Genomic DNA, 20,573 nt, shown 5'->3' with positions numbered 1-20,573 from the left:
ACCTCATCTATACGTTTTGTACAAATGCAGATATCTGTTGCGGTGAAGAAAGACAGCCCTGCGATACCGGACCATCTGTACCCCAAACTGCCAGTGCAGAGCTTACACCGGCTCTGGCAGCACATTCCATATCCGTGTCCATGTCTCCGATATAGATACAGTCCTCTTTTACTGCATTCATCTTCCGCATATAAGCAAGAAGAGGTTCCGGGTCCGGTTTGTGAAGCAAGGTATCCTCCTTGCAAATTATACAGGTAAACAGCGCATCGAAGGAAGGGGATGAAAAGTAAGCTCTGTATTCCTGCCAGTCACGGGAGGTAACGATTCCCAAGGTATATCCCTGATGACGCAGATTTTCCAGTACCTCCAGCATCCCGCTGAACAGCGCGATATGCTCAACCTGTGTCTGATATTGCAGCTGCCAGTATTCATCGAACTGGGCTGCATCAACATTCTCCACCTGCAGCATGGTTAATGCTTTCTCCGTGGTTACTCCCAGTATGGCTTTCAATTCCGTATTAGAAAATGTACGCCAGGGTACATAATAGCGCAGGGTCTTTTGCCATGCATACAGATTTCCCTTTTCCGTATCCATAAGGGTTCCATCCAAATCAAATATGATATGCTGTATTGCCATAAATACCTCCTGTCCTGTTTCCATTTGCTGAACAGGCACTTTTCTCCATTGTATAATGACACAGCAGGAAACGCAATAGCCTGACTTCATAACAGATCAAGAGCTTCAGCTATTCATTTAAAGACAGAAAGACGGATATGGAAAAAGGAGCTATTCCGTATAAAGAAAATCGCTCCTTATCATTTACACTGTTACAGTGAATCCTGAGGACATCCAATTTCAGCGCACAGGCTCCCGGATTTTCTTAGGGAAGCTATACAGCCATTGCTGCCAGGGTTGCATCCCGCACAGCCTCGAGTGCCTGCGCTACGGTTGCGGCATCCCCAACAACATATACATTATCCTGATCTGTCAATGCACAGGCCAATGCCGTATTGCTGCGGGAGCCGGTCGCATACACCACATGTGTGAAATCCTGTCGCTCCAGCGCCTCTCCATGAACATTCAGCTTTACTGTGCCGGCTTCCACAGCCTCCAGCCTGGTATTGGTCAGAAGCTGTACCTGTGCCTTATGCAGACGGTCCATGACCAGCACCTTTTCATTTACAACCATACCTGCCGCAATCTCATCCGTCATTTCAATCATTGTGATATACAGCGGTCCGCGCTTGTTATGGAGAAGGTGTTCACATACCTCACAGCCGACCATTCCTCCACCGACTACCAGAACGTTACCGCCCGGAATGAGCTGTTCGTTTTTCAGCACCTCCCAGGCACCGATGCCATGCTCTGCGAGTCCGGGGATTGGCGGTACTGCCTCCATTGCACCGGTTGCCACGATTAAAGCATCATATGCATCCTTCATATTCTCGCAGAATTCCGTATGCAAACGGATATCAACGGATAAGCGTGTCAGTTCATGCTCCAGATAAACAACCCACTTACTGATCGGCTGCTTAAACGGCGGCACACAGGCCAGCAGCAGCTGTCCTCCCAGACGGTCTGTTTTCTCAAATAAGGTTACCGTATGTCCGCGAAGAGCCAGTACCCTTGCGGCAGCCATACCCGCGATACCACCGCCGGCTACAGCGACATGCTTTTTCTTATCAGCCGGAATCAGCTTCATTTCCAACTCTTTACCACAGGCAGGATTGATAACACAGCTCGCCGGGTGACGCTTTGTCTGTTCCCCTACACAGCCGATCACACAGCCTGTGCATGGTGCAATTTCCTCCAGCTTATCTTCAGCTGCCTTATTAACCAGGTATGGATCAGCAAGCAGTGCACGACCGAATACGACCCCATCCACAGCTTTTTGATCAACCAGCTCCATTGCCATGGCAGGATCCAGCACCTTGCCTACCACAAGGACAGGCACACTGCTGACCTCGCGGATTCTTGCTGCCTGCGCAACATTGACTCCCTCATGCTCACCGTGACTTGGAATGATCTTATTCGGGCGCTCATACTGTGTACCGCCACTGACTTCAAAGGCATCGACACCGTGTGCAATCAGCTTCGGCACAAGATAGCACATATCCTCCACCGTATTTCCCTGCGCATCCTTTTCATCCCCGCTGATGCGCAGAACGATAGGAAAGTCCCTGCCGCAGGCTTCTTTGATTGCATCGATCACCTCAAACAGAAGACGTGCACGATGATCCAGACTTCCTCCATACGCATCACAGCGCTTATTGCGCATTGGTGACAGGAAGGAGCCCAGCAGCATATATGCATGTGCACAGTGCAGCTCGATTCCATCAAAGCCTGCCTGCTTCGCCTGCAACGAGGTTTGTGCATACTGTTTAATGATGTTTGACAGCTCTTCAATTGCCAGTGCTCTTGTCTTTTGCCCCATCGAATTAACATAGACACTGCTCGCAACCGGTGGTATTCCCATAAAGGCTGAGATACTCTCCGGTCCCGGATGGGTAATCTGCGGTATGATGCAGGCACCTGCTTCGTGAACTTTATCTGTGAAGGCCTTATAGGATGCTATGGCTTCCTCACCTCGAAAGCACAGTGTATTCCCCAGATAGGGAACGGATGGATCAACGCTTAACGCATCCAGAATAATACAGCCGACACCGCCGCGTGCACGCTCGAGCCAGTATGCCTGCATGCGCTCATTTACACAGCCGTCACTGCTTTCATATCCCAGAGACATCGGTGCCATAAACGTCGCATTGCGCAGCTTCATGGTAGAAATCGTCAGCGGCTGAAAAAGCTTTGAATTATTCATATTTCCTCCTGTTACAGGGAACGTGCAGTTTCATGTGCTTCCGCAATCGCCTGCAGTGCCCTTCTTGCCTTTTTGGCATCTCCTATGATGTGATACGGTATCTGTTTTTTCTCACAGGCTTCTGTCAGCGCCTCATGATCTCTTGCGCGTGCACCTACGGCCATAACGACACTGTCACAAGGAATCACCTGCTCGACTCCTTCGTTTTCCACCAGTACTCCGTTTTCCACAACGGCTTTTACCGAGGTGTTGACAACCGTTTCGATATGATGCATGTACAGCGATTCCATAACACAGATTTTACGCAATGCGCCAAGGTCCTTCGCGACGCCGTCCAGCATTTCGATAACGGTAACAGCTGCCCCCTGTTCACTCAGATATTCTGCAGTTTCCACACCGACCAGACCACCGCCGATAACTGCGACATGACCGGATGCGGTTGCTTTTCCGTTCAATATGTCATGGGAATTGTATACATGTTCCCGATCTGCCCCCGGAATGGACAGGTGAATCGGCTCTGCTCCGATCGCAAGGATAACCTCATCCCAGCTGCCCTCTGTGATCAGCGACGCATCTACCGGTGTGTTGAGATGAATCAAAATGCCAAGACGCTTCGCCTTTTCTCCATAGGACAGTGCCGCATCCTTCATTTCCATCTTCCTTGGTGCCTTACCCGCAGTCACAAACTGACCGCCCAGCTCGTCGCTTGCTTCATATACAACAGGCTGATGACCGCGCTGCTTCAGTATGCAGGCTGCCTCCAGACCGGCAACACCGCCACCTGCGATCAGCACCCTTTTCGGCTTCTGCGCCGGTACCAGTACATCCTGTGCTTCTTTTCCAAGGTATGGATTTCGCATACAGGTAATGAATGGAGCAGCGGGATCGGTAAATCCGTCATAGCAGCCCTGATCACAGCCAATGCAGTATACGATTTCCTGCAGTCTGCCTTCCTTCGCCTTTACGCAGAAGTCGGCATCGGCAAGCTGCGCACGTCCCATAACAACCATATCCGCCTTATTCTGTTCCAGAATTTCCTCCGCCAGCTGCGGTGTGTTGATACGTCCGACCGCAATACACAGCATTCCGGTTTCCCTACGGATTCTGGCACAGTTATCCACATTAAAGCCCTTTGGTATATCAATCGGCGGTACCTCGTATTTCAACCCCGCTGTTATCATATTACCACGCGAGATATCCAGTACATCTACTCCGGCCTCTTTTGCCAGCCTGCAAAACGCAATGACATCCTCTATGGTCAAGCCATTCTCCAGATAATCATCCTGTGCATCCAGGCGCATCAGCAGCGGCATATCCTGCGGTATGCTCTGACGAATGGCGCGGATACAGTCCAGCGGGAATTTACAGCGCTTTTCAAATGTTCCGCCATAGGCATCCTCACGGTGATTGAATGCCGGTGACAAAAAGGAATGCGGCAGATAATTATGTCCGCAATGGAATTCCACACAGTCATAGCCGGCCTTCACCGCGCGCATTGCCGCAGCGCCGAAGCAGGCGACAACATCTTCAATCGTCTCCACATCCACAGCCGGTATGGTATGCCCGTGCACATGCAAATCACTGGCCACCAGGATTCTTGCCTTTGGATCCATGCTTGCGGCAAGACTTCCCTGCCACAGCTGCACACCGCACTTCCCGCCTGCCTCATGAATGGCATCACAGAATGCCTTGTGTGATGGAATATAGGAATCGTTATGCAGTGCCAGAAATTTTCGGGGAGCACTCGGCGCATGGACAGCACATACCTCCGATAAGTTCAGACCGCAGCCGCCCTTTACCCGCGCTACCTGATAATCGATGATCTGCTGTGTCACGTTTCCATCCTCTGCCGCCATTTTCGTTCCCATTGCCGGCAGCACAATGCGGTTTTTCACTTCCATTCCGCGAATTCTGATTGGTTCAAATAGTTTTTCAAACATAAAAAAGACCTCCTGATACTTAAATTATAACGCTTACATGAAAAACGTATATTCAAATTCAAAGGTCTTTTTCTCATTTATACAGATTGCTGTTTGCGATACTGTTCCGGTGTACAGCCCATGCAGGCTGCAAAGTGCCGTTCAAAGACAGCCAGAGATGAAAATCCGCAATCCATGGCAATCGATGTGATGGTACGCTTCGTCGCCGTCAGTAAGGCAGCCGCCTGATGCACACGAACAGCCATCAGCTCCTGTGTCCAGCTCGTATGATATTCCTGCTTTAACAGCTGTTCCAGCTCATAGCTTTTCCGATGGCATTCCCTCGCCATATCCTCAAGCATAATGTCCTGTGAAAAATGCAGATAGAGGTATTGCATAATCTGCAAATACAAATCCTTGCGGCAATAGAAATGAGCATTGTCCAGAATCCGGTGCTTCTGGTAATCCAGTGGTGACATTCCTGTCCATGCCTGAAACTGACGGTAAAAGGCAGCAGTAGAGGAGTAGGAAAGCAGATCCACAATATAAGAAATGGATAGGTCCTCAAAGTGAAGCAGTGCACAGGCATTGATGATTTTGCCGAATGAGCGCAGCTGGGTAAAGCTGTAACCGCAGGCATCCTTGATCTTCTGATTGAGGTAGCGTGGATGCAGCTGCAGCTTTGCTGCCGCATCCTGCAGTGTGGTATGCTCCTGTGAGGCTACAATTGTGCGCTTGATCAGCTTCCAGACAGGTGACTGTTCCTCCTCCATGGATTCCTGCAATGCATAGCGGCAGAACAGCATATGAATTTGCAGGACGATATACATCAGCATATTGCGGGAACCAAAGGCATTGCCGTAAGATTCCTGCTGTGCCCGATGAAACAGCTGGAGTACCTCGCTATCCGAACAGCGAAGACAGGCCGGAGTTTCATATACCAGAGAGGCATTTCTTCCTCTGGGATGTTTTTCCCACATGGCATGCATGAACAAACCGATATAAAACTGGATTCGCAATACCCGCAGCGGCTTTCGCACACAGGAAACCTCATACAGATGATGAGCATACAGACAGAGAAAGGAATCCTGCTGAACGGTATGCAAAACCCCGTTCACCAGAATATCGCCATCCCCCTTTAAAACATACCAGAGCTCCACGCGTTCATGCCGTGTGAGCGGAACCGGTTGTGCAAGGCTTTGTTCCTCCACCTGTATATCCTGTTCCTTATAGGATTGAAAATAGTCAATCCCCGTGTACCAGTCATTTTGTTGCTGCATGCATGTTCACCTCGCTATGCTCTTCATCATCAGAATGCTTCTTTTGCAGAAGCATTCAAGCCTATCACAGAATAACAGGCATTTATCGCTTATCAAGTTTCCTTAATACTCGTGCTTTCCAGTTGCCGTGTGCTTGCTCGTAAGCAAAAGAAAAGGGGAAGCTCCCCTTGTTCGTTATTTGCTCCAGAGCGGTACCGGATACTTGCCAGCTTCAATCAGCTTGCGAATCCCTTCCTTTACCATCGGCTTATCTTCCTGATAGGTAACACCGTACCATTTGTCATCACTGGATAATACAGTTACGGTAGCTTTTCCTTCACGGATCAGCGTATCCACTGTCACCGGAATGTAAAATTCGCTCTTCAATGGATTTTCCTTCACCGTCTCCTGCAGGAAGGTCGGGAAGCGTTCTTCCACTTCCTCCATGAATTTTGGAGTAAAGCCCCACATATTCATGGAAACAAGAGAATTGGCATCCACATCATACCATGTATCGTTTTCGTAATACTGTACCTTGCCCTCGCGTTTTTCAATTCTCGTGCGTTCATCAACACCTGCCAGCTTGCCGTCTTCCACCTTGCAGACACCGCGGGCAACACTGCCATGATCTGTCAGGGTGTTTCCAAGAACAAAGCCAACCATGCTGTATGCTGTTTCATCCGCATTGGATACCAGATAGTCATGCAGCTTCTGGAAGGAAGCAATACCATAGTAATCATCCGCATTAATCACGGCGAACGGTTCATGAATTACGTTTTTACAGCACAGAATGGCATGGGCCGTTCCCCATGGCTTTACACGGTCGGCAGGTATCTCATACCCCTCAGGCAGACACGCATCCATCTCCTGAAATACGTATTCCACCTTGATATGCTCCGCAATCTTATTTCCAATCGCTTTCTTGAAATCTTCTTCAATCGCTTTCTTTATAATAAAAACAATCTTGTTGAAGCCTGCACGAATTGCATCAAATGCAGACATTTCCAGAATAATTTCTCCGTTTGGTCCAATCGGATCAATCTGCTTCAATCCTCCGTAACGGCTGCCCATACCGGCCGCCAGTACAACTAATGTCACATCTTTCATTATCTCACCTCATTGTCCCTATTTTACCATAGTTGGTATTTGATGAAAAGGATTACAACACGATTTTGACAATTCTTCACAAGATACTGAAACCCGGCTACCCATTTCTTTTCAAGGAAATCATCTCTAGCTGAAGATAAATCGTTATTTATTTGTTCCAGATTTTATATGATTGATACAAAATATCTTTTAGAACTAACATTGCGTCTTGTTTACTATATCCATATTCATTCTTAATTTCATCAAACATTTTTGTAATTCGAAAAGCATAATTTGAAGTATTCACTTCTGTCTGATATTTAAGGAGTATAGGATATTTCTTTCCCCATGCATTTGTCCAATTCACTTTTTCATTTAGTTTTTCATCACTTTTATCAATCATTTCTTCAATTTCTTGTAAATCAATATCAAATTCAATAAGTTCATCTAAAGAAATTTTATAGAGTTTCGCCATCTTCTTTGATTGGTAAATATCTGGAACTGTTTCATTGGTTTCCCATTTTGATATCGTTTGTCTGCTTACGCCGATTTTTTCAGCAACTTCCTCTTGTGATAATCCACTCTTCTTTCTTGCGTGAAATAAACTATTTCCTAAATTCATTGTGTTATCCTCCTTGTTTTTTGATAATCAAATTATAGAGAATATTAAAGAAGAACTCCACCAACTTTTTCAATCAATATCGCACGAGAATTTAACAAACTGAAATTTGTAACTTATACGATGTTTTCTCCTAATATTATTTTAGGCATTGTTGTTAAACATCTATTCCATCGTTTATAAAATTTTTCTACACCTAATTTTGATACTCTAGCATGAGCTTCTTCATCTTTTAATACCCAGTATAAAACATAGGTTACTTTACCCACATTTCTTGTTAGACGAACAGGCAACTCGCCCTCCTTAACTGCATTAAAATCTTTTTGTCTATGAGTTCGTTTTATATAGTGTACATCAATAACGCCATCTTGACTTAAATAAAAATCAGCGACTTCTTTCATCAACTCTTCAATTTCATCTAATTTTGTTAATTTTGCCTCATATATACAAATTTCATTAAACATAAAATACCTCCACAAATTCTAATTTAGTAAATACCCTTAGTCCCTTATGATATTACTTTTACTTTTCGCTTTTTATCAGGATAAAAGTCTAGAAACAGCTTGATGTAATCTGGTATTCTTGCAAGGTCAGGAGAAAAGAACCAAAAAGCAAAACCGTCACAGAATTCATAATGTTGATTATGAACCGTATAGCTTTTTCTATGATTGCATGTCCCATCCTCTTTCATATTATGGCAATGCTTACAAGCTCCATAATCACCAGTAAATGCCTGCTGAATATAGTCAGGAGCTTGTTCAATTGCCTGCTTATGTTTATCTACATTGCTGAAATACATACGGAGAATCAGGTCATTATCACGTAAATAAATTCGAGCATATGATTTTTTGCTTTTTACGCCTGCTTTTGTGTAAATAATCATTTTCCTTCCCCAACAATATCCCTCCCCTATTGCTTGGTTACATGTGTAGCCTAACTTTAACATTTCAGAATCGAAAGCCACTATAAATTGCTTATCCTTAGAATTAACAAAATCATATTCTTCGCTTCTTAATAAATCATTCATAAAATTTATTCCTCCTGTAAAGTTTCTAATACAAATTCTAATTTCAAATCAAACAATAAATCATAATTGCTTGATGGATATATAATAAATATTTTTTAAATTCATATCCTACGAAAAATTCAGATTCTATTATATCGTCTGATATCTCTTCACCTCTATAAAATGGCGGGCATGGATTCAATACAGCTCCCTTGTTTGCTTTTTTCATTACGTGTGTTGTAACTTTACATTTCTTGAAATGATCTAACGTGGTAGCAGGAAGTGAATCAGTACAAATGATATCCTTACCTAAAATGGCCTTTTCAATATCATGATGCGATACGATTCCTTCCATTTCATATCCTTCACCACAGCATTGCTCTAAATCAAATCCCATAACCTCAGAGGCTTCCTTCCAAGCATATCCTATATTTTTATTCTCTCCACAAAAAAGAAATTTATCTTTTATGAAATGATCCCTTATTTTTGAAAGCGCATATAAATCAGAAATAATTTCACATGGATGGTTAACATCAGTCATTGCATTGATCACTGGAACCGAAGAATATCTTGCTATTTTTTCCAAGATATGAATATCTTTATGACGTACGACTAAAACATCAGCCCAATTGCTTAAATATCCAAAAACATCTTGCAATGCCTCTTTTTTATCAAGTGTCTCCGTTGGAAACAAAACAGCTTGTCCACCTAATAAATAGACGCCCTTTTCAAATGTAACTCTTGTTCTGATACTAGTGTTAGGAAAAAACATAACTACGGTCTTCCCTTTTAAAAAGTTTATATATTTTCCTTTTAATAGATCATCAGCAATTTTAAAAATTTCAAATATATCGGATTTACAATAATCAGTCAATCTTATAAGTTCTCTCATAATAACCTCTATTGCGTTTAGCTTTTTCCATAAATGTGTCCTCCTTTGGTTTTAAACCTTCATCATATCTGCCTGATATAATTTTAAAATCCTCCTGAAATTACAATTTATAAAACACTGTTTCCTTTAAAACAAACCTAGTCCATACAGCCTGTAATCAAAAGGAGCTACTATTTAACATATTGAATCCTCTTATTCGCAATAGCCTTTTCCACCATACGTTAAACATGATTATGAAGCCAGCGATCACGTATTTCCTTTTTGTAATTTCTGCACACGATAGGAAAGGTAATCCATAAGCTCCTCCAGCTGCTTCTCATGCCAGTCCAATGCTATCTGCTCATCCTTCAAACAGCAGGCATGATAAATCAGACCCCGGGCAGTCGTCAGCAGTCCCCATGTCACATCCTTTACTGCAGTCTCTGAGACCAGCTTTCCAACCTCTGCCGCCAGTAGCTGAAAAATCGGACGCTGTTCATCAAAGAAATAGGTATCGTGGTATTTGATATGGCAGATATAAATCTGACGCACGGCATGCATGTCTTCCAGCGTGACCATCTTCAGATAGCAGGTCATGATTTTACGAATGCTGCTCCATGCATCCTCCTCCAGCTGTAATGCAAGAAACTGTTCATCCGCCTGACGATAGCCATACAGCAAAGCAGCCTCCTTACAGGAAAAATATAAATAGAAGGTGCCGATGGATACACCTGCCTTTTTACATACACTTCGAATGGTGATATCACTGAGATCCGCTTCCTTCATACTCACATGAATCGCCTCAACAATTTTTCTTCTTGTTTTTTCCGTCTGGTTCGGCCGCCGCCGCATTTCCTTTTCTTTCATAGACTCACCTGCTTTGTGTCTTCATTGTATCGTATCCGCTTAAAAAACACAATGTGAACCACCCCTTGACTTTTTCTATGTAAGTGCTATCATTTAATTAAATGAACATGTTCACTTAAAGGAGGGACATCATGAAAAAGGAATATGAAGCTTTATTCACGCCGCTTCGTATCGGTAATGTGGAGATACGAAACCGTTTTGCTATGGCTCCGATGGCGATGGGCCAGCTGGATGACCATTGGGCATATAAGCAGGAATCCATTGATTACTTTACAGAACGGGCCCGTGGAGGTACCGGTCTGATCATCACCGGTGCCAATTTTATCGAAAACAGAATCGAAAAGCACCGCAAGGCAAGCTTTCCCTGTCCGCTGGAGGACCCGCAAAGCTACATGACACAGCTAAAGAAAATAAGTGATAATATTCATGCCTACAATTCCAAGCTGTTTGTCCAGCTGACCGCCGGATTGGGACGCTCTGCCATACCTGCCATGATTCTGGATAATACCTTTGTTGCACCGAGCGCTACCACGAATCGCTGGGATCCTTCCATTCAGCATCGTGCATTGACTACAGAGGAAATCTATGAGCTGATCAAGGATTTTGCGACCTGCGCCATGCTGGCAAAGATGGGAGGAGCAGATGGTATTGAGGTGCATGCAGTTCATGAGGGTTATTTGCTGGATAATTTCACAATGGAATATTTCAATCAGCGTGAGGATGAGTTCGGCGGCGATCTAATGGGACGACTGCGGTTTCCACTCGCCATATTACAGGCTGTTAAACAAGCATGCGGCAAGGATTTTCCTGTGATATTGAGATTCTCACTCAAGAGCTTTATCCGTGCGGAGCGCCATGGCATCCTGCCAGGTGAATCCTATCCGGAGCTGGGAAGAGATATTGAGGAAGGCCTGCAATTCGCCAAAATACTGACCGAGGCCGGATATGATGCTTTGAATGTGGATGCCGGAAGCTATGATGCATGGTACTGGGCACATCCACCATTCTTTCAGCATCGCGGCCTGTATCTGCCATTTGCCGAAAAGGTAAAGAAGGTTGTAAAGGTACCGGTGCTGACAGCCGGGCGCATGGGCTATCCGCAGCTTGCCGCCGAGGCATTGCAGGAAGGAAAGTGCGACATAGTGGTATTGGGAAGACCACTGCTTGCAGATCCGGAATTTGTTAATAAAATGCGCCAGGGCAATATTCAGGATATCCGCCCATGTCTGTCCTGTCATGATGGCTGCTTTAACCGGGCACACTCCATGCGTCTGATGTCCTGTGCCGTCAATCCGCAATGCAACCGTGAAAAAGAGGCTGCCTTCTGTAAGGCAGAGCATACGAAAAGCTGTCTTGTCATCGGTGGAGGTCCTGCCGGTATGGAGGCCGCAAGAGTTCTGGCACTACGCGGACACACGGTAACACTTGCAGAAAAAGAAAAGCAGCTTGGTGGCATGTATCGCTGGGCAAGTGTTCCGGAATTCAAGGATGATGGAAAGCTGCTGATTTCCTGGTATGAGCATCAGATGGAGCGTCTGAAGGTACAGGTTGAGCTGAACAGTGACGTACAGGCGCAGGATCCACGAATCGAAGCCGCAGATGTCGTAATCTGTGCCACCGGAAGCCACGCTTTCCTGCCGCCAATCAAGGGAATTGAATATGGCGTAACTGCTGTCGATGTATTAAAGGGAGCGGTAACCGCGAAGAAGGAAGCTACGATTATCGGCGGTGGTCTTGTTGGCTGTGAGCTGGCCATCTGGCTCTCCCAGCATGGAAAAAGCGTGCGCATCATTGAAATGGCGGATACGCTGATGTCTACCGGAGCTCCTGCCGATATGAACAAGCAGATGATACTGGAATTACTGGAGCACCATCAGGTTGAGATCCGCTTACAGACAAAGCTGCAGGAAATCCGCGAGCATGAAATCGTGGTTGAGACACAGGGCGCTATACAGGAGCTGGCAAGTGACTGCACGATCCTTGCCCTTGGCTATCGCAGCAATCGTTCTCTGTATGATCAGATTTTGTTGAAGGCAAAGGATATTTATAATATCGGTGACAGCTCTCATCCAAAGGATATCATGGAGGGCATCTGGGATGCCTATGAGCTGTGCTCGCACCTGTAAGCAACAATTCCCTATCCCGATACCTCGGCTGTTTCATCAGCCAAAGGCTTTTATTGGGTATTTACATGCATGCTGCCTCTTCTCATAAAAAAACATACAGGTTTCCCTTCTATCAATGTTAGAGAATAAGCACAGGGTATCTTTCACAAGCAAAAAAAAGAATAGTCTTCCGGTTTCGTTTCATCAGAGATGGGTAGAGCTTTTACCCATGAAAGCTAAAAGGAATCAAGTACATCGCTTTAATGATGCATTGATTCTTTTTTTCTTGTTGCTGATGATATTCAAAAGGAACTATCCTCTTTATCTATTCTTGTTTTAGCGTATCCCTTCGACATATACAACGCTTTAGAAAAAGCATCTTCCACAGCACGAGGACATACAAAATACAAGAAAAAAAGGTCATGCATTTCAAACCCTTTTCTAAGGTCTTTGCCATACGGCGAAATGAACACAACCTGAATATATCATATGGTGCCGGAGAGGTGAATCGAACACCCAACCTACGCGTTACGAGTGCGTTGCTCTACCATTGAGCCACTCCGGCAGAATAAGGAAATAGCTTTCTCACGAACCGTTTCCCTGAGACCGCGATTATTATACCATCTTTTCTTCCTTATGTACAGAATCAAAAAGAAATTTTTATAAGATTATTTGCTTAATTTCCGCATTTCTTCCTGGCATAGCCATATGCAGCAGCTCTGTGTGGCTGTAATTATTGAACTATGCAGTCACATTTATGTACTGCTTACCTGTCAAGCTGTGCTATCCTATGCTCATAATCACGACGTATTTCCTGGTACATTGCGATTACCGGTGTACAATCGCGCTTCACCGTCTGCAGGATGTGAGGAAGATTGTCACAGGCGATCTGTACAATCCTATCGTCAAGATACTGCCCCTCAGCCATGTCCTGTAAAATTTCTTTGATTTTCTCCAAGTCATATGCTTCCTTATAGCTGCGCTTTCCTATGAGAGCGCTGATGATATCCGCAATTGCTACAATGCGTTCGGATGTCGTTAAAGCTTCCTCCTTCAGCCCCAGAGGATAGCCTTTGCCGTTCAGCTTTTCATGATGACGGACAGCGATATGCTCGATTTCCTCATCGACAACACCATGCAGAATTTTCATGGAATATGTCACATGTGACTGCATAACTGCCATGTCCTGCGGACTGAGTCTGCCCGGGAAGTCAAGAATCGTCACCGGTATGGCAACCTTACCGATATCATGCAGCAGGGCTCCGTAATACACCTTTTCTATTTCTGTCGGATGATAATCACATAGCGCCGCAAGTGTTGTGGAAACACTTGTCGTTGTAATGGTATGTGCTACCATATATTCACTGCGGAAATCTATTGCATAGCTGAGCATATGCAGATATGCCTTTCCTTCTGATTCCGTAAACGGTATTTCATCGAAGACCGCTACCTTTACCTCCTGATGCTGCACATAAAGCTGATCCAGCATGTGGCATTGTGCATCTGCGGAAAGGAACAGATCAATCGCCTCCTTACTGAAATAATCCTCCTCGAACTGGCGAAGAAAGGCTTCCACATTTTGAAGCGGTTTCTCAAGCTGATAGACATCCAGGCGATCACAGAGGCTGAGAAGCTGTGACACAAGAAGGTAGGGAATATCATGATCTCTGAGCTTTCTGTAATATATGTGATGATATAGAATGATATCCGCATACGGGCCGAGCGGGGACAGATTTCTAAGGAAAAGATAGCCGTATACGGAATGCTGGTAGATATCCCATGTTTCAAACTGAATCAGCTGCTCGATTTCCTCTGTCTTATAAGCACCTATATCATGAAGAAAGCAGGTCATGACAATATCCCGCAATTCCTTTCCTTTAAAGAGTCCTGCATGACGCAATGTCTGTTCCATCAAAAAAGCCACACGGTAGCCATGATCCACCAGCCGCGCATCCAGTGCATTTAATGTATTTCGTATAATCGGTATCACGTGTTTGTGTTCTATGACCTTCATGTATCCTCCTGTGAATGCAACTGTACCCATTATACTGTACACACCTGGTTTCTACAATAAGTTTCTGTGTGAAAAAAGAGGCAGCTTTTCTCTGCCCCTCTGAATTTAAAACATCTTTGAGAAGAAATTTGAAATCTTATCAAAGAAATCATCCTTTGTTTCTTCCTTTGTTTTCTTTGTTTCCTGTGTGTCTGTCTTTTTTTCCTTTTGCAACTCTTCTGTTTTATAAATATATTTGACCTTGCTTTCACTGTTTTTCGGTGCACCGCTGAAGGTGTGCTCCTGCTCTGCTTCCTTTACAATTTCATCCTTGATAGCAAGAAGCTGTGTGACATCATCCAGTGACAGGGAAACCTGCTTCTGCATTTCATCAATACCGGTTGTTTTGAATTTGCTCATGCCTGCATGCAGTTCCCCTGTTTTATCCTTTAACAGAGTTGATGCATCATATAGCTGCTGTGCTCCGTTACCGATAGTCGCAGAACCGCTTTGCAGAGCACCTGCGCCCTGATCAACACGCTGTAATCCGGATACCAGAGCCTGACCGCCCTTATATAGCTCGCTAATGCCACCGACTGCCGTTGTCATACTGGAGTCCAGTGTGGAAATTCCCTTTTTCAGTTCTAAGAGAGAGGAGGATTTTTCACTGAGCTGCTGCGTACCCCGGGCAAGCTGCTGTACTCCCTGTGATGCAGTATTCAGACTTGCTTTGAAACTGCTTAGCTTCGGCAGCATTTCAGCAGCAGAGGCTGCCATGTCGGATAGATTTTTCAGATTTGCTGAATCTGTCTGCAGCTGGGTCAGCTGTTTTTGCAGATTGACCGCAGAAGCTGTAGCCTGCGTTTTATAATTTAATAAGTAGTCATCCGCACTTTTAAGGCTTTTCAGAGCCTGCGCTGCCTCTGCATCCACAACCTCTCCTTTATCATTAAAAGCTTTTTTCTTTAGATATTCTGCAGTTTCTCCCAGTTTTCCTGCTGCGTTATCAACATCTGTGCTTGTGAGTGCAGCCTCCAGATCAGCGGCAGCCTGCGCCACATGTTGCTGATCCTTTTCAAACATCGCCTGTAAAGCAGATACATTTCCTAAACCATCTGTTAAATTTTTCAGCATTTCATCACTCAGGGATGCATTCAGCTCATTGCTTCCATCCTGCAAGCCCTTTGCAAGTGCCTGCATATTCGTATTGATCTCATCAACACCGCTTACCAGTGTACCCAAACCGTCTGTTGCTTTATTCAGCTTGGCAGTTCCCTTCTTCGCCTGATTCATTCCGGTATGCAAATCCTGCAATCCGCTGTACAGCCTGGTTGAGCCGCTCACCAGCTCCTGCGTACCATTCTTTAATGCAGATACACCGTTCGTCAGTGTCGGCACACCATTTACCAGCTCCTGCATTTTACCTTGGAAGGTTACTGTACCCTCAGAAAGCTGTGAAGTACCATTCAATAGCTGTGCACTTGCATTGGTCAGCTCATCCAGCCCCTTCGTGAGATCATCCATGGAATTGATATCCTTCAGCTTATCCACCGGCACCTCCGGTGTCATTGCAAACATAATCGGACCAAGCTCAAAATCCTTAGCTTCACAGGTAATGGTGATATCATCCTGCATCGGCAGTTCCTTTGCGCCAGTTACACCGCAGCTTTCCAGCGTATCCTGCAATCCGGGAACACTGATGAAAGCGACCATGGTATTGTTGCCCTCGGAAAGCACCTTACCGTTTTCACACTTCACATTTGAAAAATGATCGGTGGAAAGATCAAGTACACCTGCCCCCATATAAAATGGATGAATGCGTGTCTGTCTGCCATTCACATTCACTGTTTTACTCTGCGTATTTTTCAGTGAAATATGAATTTCCAGCTTACCGCTTTTCCCGATCAGGTCCTTTCCACTGATTTCCTTACCATCCAGCTTATAAGTCACCCTTACCTGTATCGGTAGAGTTTTGGTGCTCGTTCCTTCATAATAAATATCATTGGAATCTGCATTCCAGGTATAGGTCTTTCCGGAAACCTCCGGCTTTTCGTCACTTTTCACATTCTTGACATTGCTGAGGTCCAGCTGTTCCTTTATATTACGAATACCGTTATCGTTGTGCAGCCAGCTGCTTACAATTTCCTGATCGACACTGCCATCACTGTTCAGCATGGCGTAAACCGTTTCATCCTTTACCGTTTCATCATCCTTTGCATACAGCACCATGCCGGAATTAACCAGCAGCATACTCAATGCCACACACGTTACTGCTTTCACATTTTTCTTCATATGAATACCCTCCTTATTTCAGATTGGCTTTTGGCCAGCCCTTGGTTGTTTTCTCTATCAGCTTATGGAATATAATCAGCATAGCTGGCAGTACCAGCAGAATAGAAAGCATAGAAATCACTGCCCCGCGGGAGATCAGCGTACACAGACTCTTGATTAAATCCATTTTGGAAATAAAGGATACACCGATACATGCGGCGAAGAAGGACAGTCCGGATGTGATAATACTCGGTGCAGATTTTGCTGCTGCTTCCTTCGCGGCCTCTATAACCGTACTGCCGTTGCTGAGTTCTTCCTTATAGCGTGTTGTCATCAGGATGGCATAATCCACCGTCGCTCCCAGCTGAATTGTACCGATGACAATGCTGGCGATAAATGGAAGCGTTGTTCCGGTGAAGAATGGAATCCCCATATTGATACAGATTGCAAATTCGATGGAAGCTACCAGTATAACCGGTAGTGCAAGCGATTTGAAGGTGATAGCGATAATCAGAAAAATCGCGGCAACAGATAAGATATTCACCATTTTAAAATCAATATCCGTCGTAGTAATCAAATCACGGGTCAATGAGCCTTCCCCGGCAATCACCGCATGCTTATCGTATTTATGCAGTATCGTATCTATCTTATTCAGCTGTTCATCCTCTTCATCCGTTGCGGAACGATAGGTGCTGTTGACCAGGATCATCTTTCTGCCGCCATTCTGCAGGATGTTTTTCACTGCTGCAGGCTCCAGCTCATTCGGAATACCGCCGCCAATCAGACTCTCATAGGAAACGACGGAATAAACTCCCGGTAGTTCCTCCACAGAATCACAGATTTCCTTGATTTCATAATTTTCCAGCTTCTCGTCCACCAGTAGGAAATGCGTCGTCGTCATATGGAACTGGTCCTTCAGCTTATTCGTACCGATGACACTTGGAAAATCCTTAGGCATTGTCGCATTCAGATCGTAATAGACATTGGTATTTGCCTGTGCATAAATCATCGGAATGAAGATAACGACAAAGACCACCAGAATTGTTTTATAATGTCTTGTCAGAAAGCCCGGAAGCTTTTTCGGTTCCTTTAAAAGGATCGGATGCTTCCATTTCTCAATATATTTATCGAACAGCATCAGCAGCGCAGGCAGGATGATGATAGTCGATAATACGCCGAATACAACACCCTTTGCCATAACGATACCGATATCCCTGCCCAGGGTCAGCTGCATTGCGCATAATGCCAGAAATCCAGCGACAGTCGTTATAGAAGAGCTGGTGATGGAGGTGAAGGTAGCCTGTATCGCATTTGACATGGCTTCATCACGATCACTGCTTTTCTTTTTTTCCTCCTGATAGCGGTGCAGCAGGAAGATGGAGTAATCCATCGTGACACCCAGCTGCAGGACCAGAGCCAGTGCCTTGGTGATATAGGATATCTGTCCCAGAAAGACGTTGGTTCCGAAGTTGTAGACGATTGGGAAAACGATTCCCAAAACGAAGACAAACGGTGCTATGGAGGACTCCAGCCCCATAAACAATACAATCATACACAGGATGATGGCAGTTACGGCATACAGCGGAGTTTCCTCGTTCATCAAATCCTTGGTATCCTCAGTGATGGCGGAAAAGCCGCCCAGATAGCATTCACGATCGGCATAGCCCTTGATGGTTTTAATGGCATCCATCGTACGCTGGGATGAGGTTTCCTCCTGAAATGTGATTACCATCAGTGTTCCCTTATCAGAATACAGCATCTCACGAACATCCTTTGGCAGTATCTCCTTGGGAATGCTGATATCCAGAACATCATCTCTCCACAGGACATCCTTAACGCCGTCAATCGCCTTGATCTCCTTTTTTAATTCCGATACATTCTTATCCGGCATATTCTCAACGACCAGCATACCGGTGCTCGCCAGATTGAAGTCATCACTCAGTGACTTCTGTCCGATCATGGACTCGGCATCCTGCGGCAGATAGCTCAGCAGGTCATAATTTACTTTCGTACGCGCATATCCGATAACACTGGGTATCAGCAGCAGTACGGCAACAAGCAGAATCAGATTTCTTTTCTTTACAATAAAATCAGAAAGCTTCTTCATACATTTCATCTCCAATCTTGTTTATGATCGTTCGATCATTTTGCGAATCGTAGTAAACAGCATTGGCTTCAGCTGTTCGATATCGTCCGGCTGATGCAGCACGATTGCAGTATAGCACAGGGTAGAAACAAGCTCTAAAATCATAAACAGCAGCTGATAGGCTTCATTTCGGGTATACCCGAGTGTTACCAGAAAGTCACAGTAGCTGTTCATATGCACTGCCACCTCATAATTGTCATCCTCCTTCAGCTTTCCGCCAACAAGATTCCAGGACAGGTTTTTCTGTATAAGCTTGATAACCTCCGGATGTCTGCAGAAATAGGCGATGACATGGTCGATCAGAAAAATCAGTTCGTCAATTTTATCATCAATTCTTTGCCGCTTGGCTTCAAGGAGTGCGTCGTTGATGATCGAGGAGCTTTCCTTTACGATGAGATGATTGATCAGCTGCACCTTGTCATGAAAGTAAAGGTAGAACGTACCTTTGGCAACTTTCGCTTTTTGGGCGATCTGATCAATGGAAATCTGATGCACCTCATTGCAGGAAAACAATGCAAGTGCGGCTTCTTCAATCCGTTTCTTTTTCTCACTCTTGTTCAATAGTACCTTGTTCTTCATATGCTTCTCTCCCGTTTTCGCTGAATGACGATTCGTCATTTTTTTCTAACCGATGAAAAGGATATTGCAAAAATGACGATTCGTCAATAATTTATATGCGGCTTTGAAGCAGGTTCTCTATACAATTTCTGATTTTTGTCTAAATGCTTAACATTTGTTTTTCTTATGGCCTATTTTTCATCGTACCTTACAGTGGCTTTATCTGGAGGTGTTTGCTTTTGTGCGTGAACATCAGCAGCTTTGATTTTCACAGCTCATAAATGACTGAAACCGGATAGCAGCTAGTAAAAGAATTAAGCAGATATTCTTTCATTCACGATTAAAACACTAGTAAACACAAACATCATTTAATATAAAAAATGTTTCTTTTTTTAGGAGTTTCATCCTTTTTTTACGTATGTAATAGTGTAAGGCATAGGAAAGGAATTGATACCTATGCATACAAAAGATGTAATCGGAAACAAAGAAATAAACGTGGAGGTGCAGGAACGGCTAACATATGATAACGATATTTTTCAAGTTTGTTCTTGGTTCGGAGGATGAAGATGCTGCTTTTATCTGTAACACCGTTATTAAACGAGTGACAGGGAATCCCCCTAGGGAGAGCACTGTATTGAACCTCAGTCTGGATCCCGCTATCATCAAAAAGAAAAAAATGGTATAGTACATCCGTGTAAAGAGCATGAAACAGAAAAATGCATGTTTTCATTACAAATTGCTTCTTTGAATCAGGTTTATACTATTCATATAGACTGTAGCCAGTAACAAATAAATACAAATATTATGATTTCACAAAAAAGTAATTGCAATTTAAAATCATTCATGGTATTATAGTTAACGTTGATGGAGGCTTAGCTCAGTTGGGAGAGCGTCTGCCTTACAAGCAGAGGGTCGGGGGTTCGAGTCCCTCAGCCTCCACCATGAATAAACGTGAAACGGACTCTAACCTTATCAATAAGGCAGAGCCGTTTTTTTTATATTTGCTTTCAAGTTCTTTGGATGCGTTATATCCGGCTACGGGAAAAGCAAAAAC

15 protein-coding genes and 2 tRNA genes are annotated in these 20,573 nt (G+C 44.5%); 2 read left to right on the top strand and 15 right to left on the bottom strand.

What is annotated here, in order from left to right; genetic code table 11:
- Positions 1-7: 7 nt before the first annotated feature.
- The 10 genes from ACESPQ_RS04410 to ACESPQ_RS04365 form a co-directional block, all read right to left on the bottom strand.
- Positions 8-637 (bottom strand): HAD family hydrolase, encoded by a 630-nt coding sequence (locus ACESPQ_RS04410; RefSeq protein WP_008727202.1) that lies wholly within the window; start codon positions 635-637, stop codon positions 8-10.
- 253 nt (positions 638-890) lie between these two features.
- Positions 891-2,819: an FAD-dependent oxidoreductase gene (locus tag ACESPQ_RS04405; protein WP_373143982.1), complete on the bottom strand. Its 1,929-nt coding sequence runs from the start codon at positions 2,817-2,819 to the stop codon at positions 891-893.
- 11 nt (positions 2,820-2,830) lie between these two features.
- On the bottom strand, positions 2,831-4,759 hold the full coding sequence (locus ACESPQ_RS04400) for an FAD-dependent oxidoreductase (protein ID WP_373143981.1): 1,929 nt from the start codon (positions 4,757-4,759) through the stop codon (positions 2,831-2,833).
- Positions 4,760-4,836: 77 nt separating this feature from the next.
- Positions 4,837-6,018 (bottom strand): helix-turn-helix transcriptional regulator, encoded by a 1,182-nt coding sequence (locus ACESPQ_RS04395; protein ID WP_373143980.1) that lies wholly within the window; start codon positions 6,016-6,018, stop codon positions 4,837-4,839.
- Positions 6,019-6,192: 174 nt separating this feature from the next.
- Positions 6,193-7,104, bottom strand: coding sequence for a nucleotidyltransferase family protein (locus ACESPQ_RS04390; protein ID WP_002607986.1), 912 nt, complete (start codon positions 7,102-7,104; stop codon positions 6,193-6,195).
- Positions 7,105-7,252: 148 nt separating this feature from the next.
- Positions 7,253-7,705, bottom strand: coding sequence for a helix-turn-helix domain-containing protein (locus ACESPQ_RS04385; RefSeq protein ID WP_002607985.1), 453 nt, complete (start codon positions 7,703-7,705; stop codon positions 7,253-7,255).
- A 113-nt stretch (positions 7,706-7,818) separates the two neighbouring features.
- Complete coding sequence (locus tag ACESPQ_RS04380) at positions 7,819-8,166, bottom strand: hypothetical protein (RefSeq protein ID WP_118002660.1); 348 nt, start codon at positions 8,164-8,166, stop codon at positions 7,819-7,821.
- A 44-nt stretch (positions 8,167-8,210) separates the two neighbouring features.
- Positions 8,211-8,729: a hypothetical protein gene (locus ACESPQ_RS04375; RefSeq protein WP_002607982.1), complete on the bottom strand. Its 519-nt coding sequence runs from the start codon at positions 8,727-8,729 to the stop codon at positions 8,211-8,213.
- Between the two features lie 43 nt (positions 8,730-8,772).
- Positions 8,773-9,600 carry an ornithine carbamoyltransferase gene (locus ACESPQ_RS04370; RefSeq protein WP_118002661.1) on the bottom strand — a complete coding sequence of 276 codons (828 nt, stop codon included), beginning with the start codon at positions 9,598-9,600 and terminating at the stop codon, positions 8,773-8,775.
- A 246-nt stretch (positions 9,601-9,846) separates the two neighbouring features.
- Positions 9,847-10,446 carry a TetR/AcrR family transcriptional regulator gene (locus ACESPQ_RS04365; RefSeq protein ID WP_002607980.1) on the bottom strand — a complete coding sequence of 200 codons (600 nt, stop codon included), beginning with the start codon at positions 10,444-10,446 and terminating at the stop codon, positions 9,847-9,849.
- 131 nt (positions 10,447-10,577) lie between these two features.
- On the opposite strand from ACESPQ_RS04365, the gene ACESPQ_RS04360 reads away from it, so the two are divergent.
- Entirely contained in the window at positions 10,578-12,572 is a 1,995-nt protein-coding gene (locus tag ACESPQ_RS04360; protein ID WP_373143979.1) for an FAD-dependent oxidoreductase, read from the top strand.
- 469 nt (positions 12,573-13,041) lie between these two features.
- Here the strand turns inward: ACESPQ_RS04360 and ACESPQ_RS04355 are convergent.
- From ACESPQ_RS04355 to ACESPQ_RS04335, 5 genes are all read right to left on the bottom strand, one after another.
- A tRNA-Thr gene (locus ACESPQ_RS04355) sits at positions 13,042-13,116 on the bottom strand.
- Positions 13,117-13,317: 201 nt separating this feature from the next.
- Positions 13,318-14,565, bottom strand: coding sequence for an HD-GYP domain-containing protein (locus ACESPQ_RS04350; protein ID WP_002607978.1), 1,248 nt, complete (start codon positions 14,563-14,565; stop codon positions 13,318-13,320).
- A gap of 105 nt (positions 14,566-14,670) precedes the next feature.
- A complete protein-coding gene (locus ACESPQ_RS04345; protein ID WP_002607977.1) occupies positions 14,671-16,836 on the bottom strand; it encodes a hypothetical protein in 2,166 nt (721 codons plus the stop codon).
- Positions 16,837-16,849: 13 nt separating this feature from the next.
- Positions 16,850-18,922: an efflux RND transporter permease subunit gene (locus ACESPQ_RS04340; RefSeq protein WP_373143977.1), complete on the bottom strand. Its 2,073-nt coding sequence runs from the start codon at positions 18,920-18,922 to the stop codon at positions 16,850-16,852.
- A gap of 21 nt (positions 18,923-18,943) precedes the next feature.
- Positions 18,944-19,540, bottom strand: a complete 597-nt coding sequence (locus tag ACESPQ_RS04335; protein ID WP_002607975.1) for a TetR/AcrR family transcriptional regulator — start codon at positions 19,538-19,540, stop codon at positions 18,944-18,946.
- A gap of 845 nt (positions 19,541-20,385) precedes the next feature.
- On the opposite strand from ACESPQ_RS04335, the gene ACESPQ_RS04330 reads away from it, so the two are divergent.
- Positions 20,386-20,461, top strand: a tRNA-Val gene (locus tag ACESPQ_RS04330).
- Positions 20,462-20,573: the final 112 nt, after the last annotated feature.

This window comes from Clostridium sp. HGF2 (genome assembly GCF_964240115.1).
In the GTDB taxonomy this organism is placed as follows: Bacteria; Bacillota_I; Bacilli_A; order Erysipelotrichales; family Erysipelotrichaceae; genus Clostridium_AQ; species Clostridium_AQ innocuum.
The sequence above is the reverse complement of the archived record's forward strand: the minus strand, read 5'-3'. Positions and strand labels throughout refer to the sequence as shown.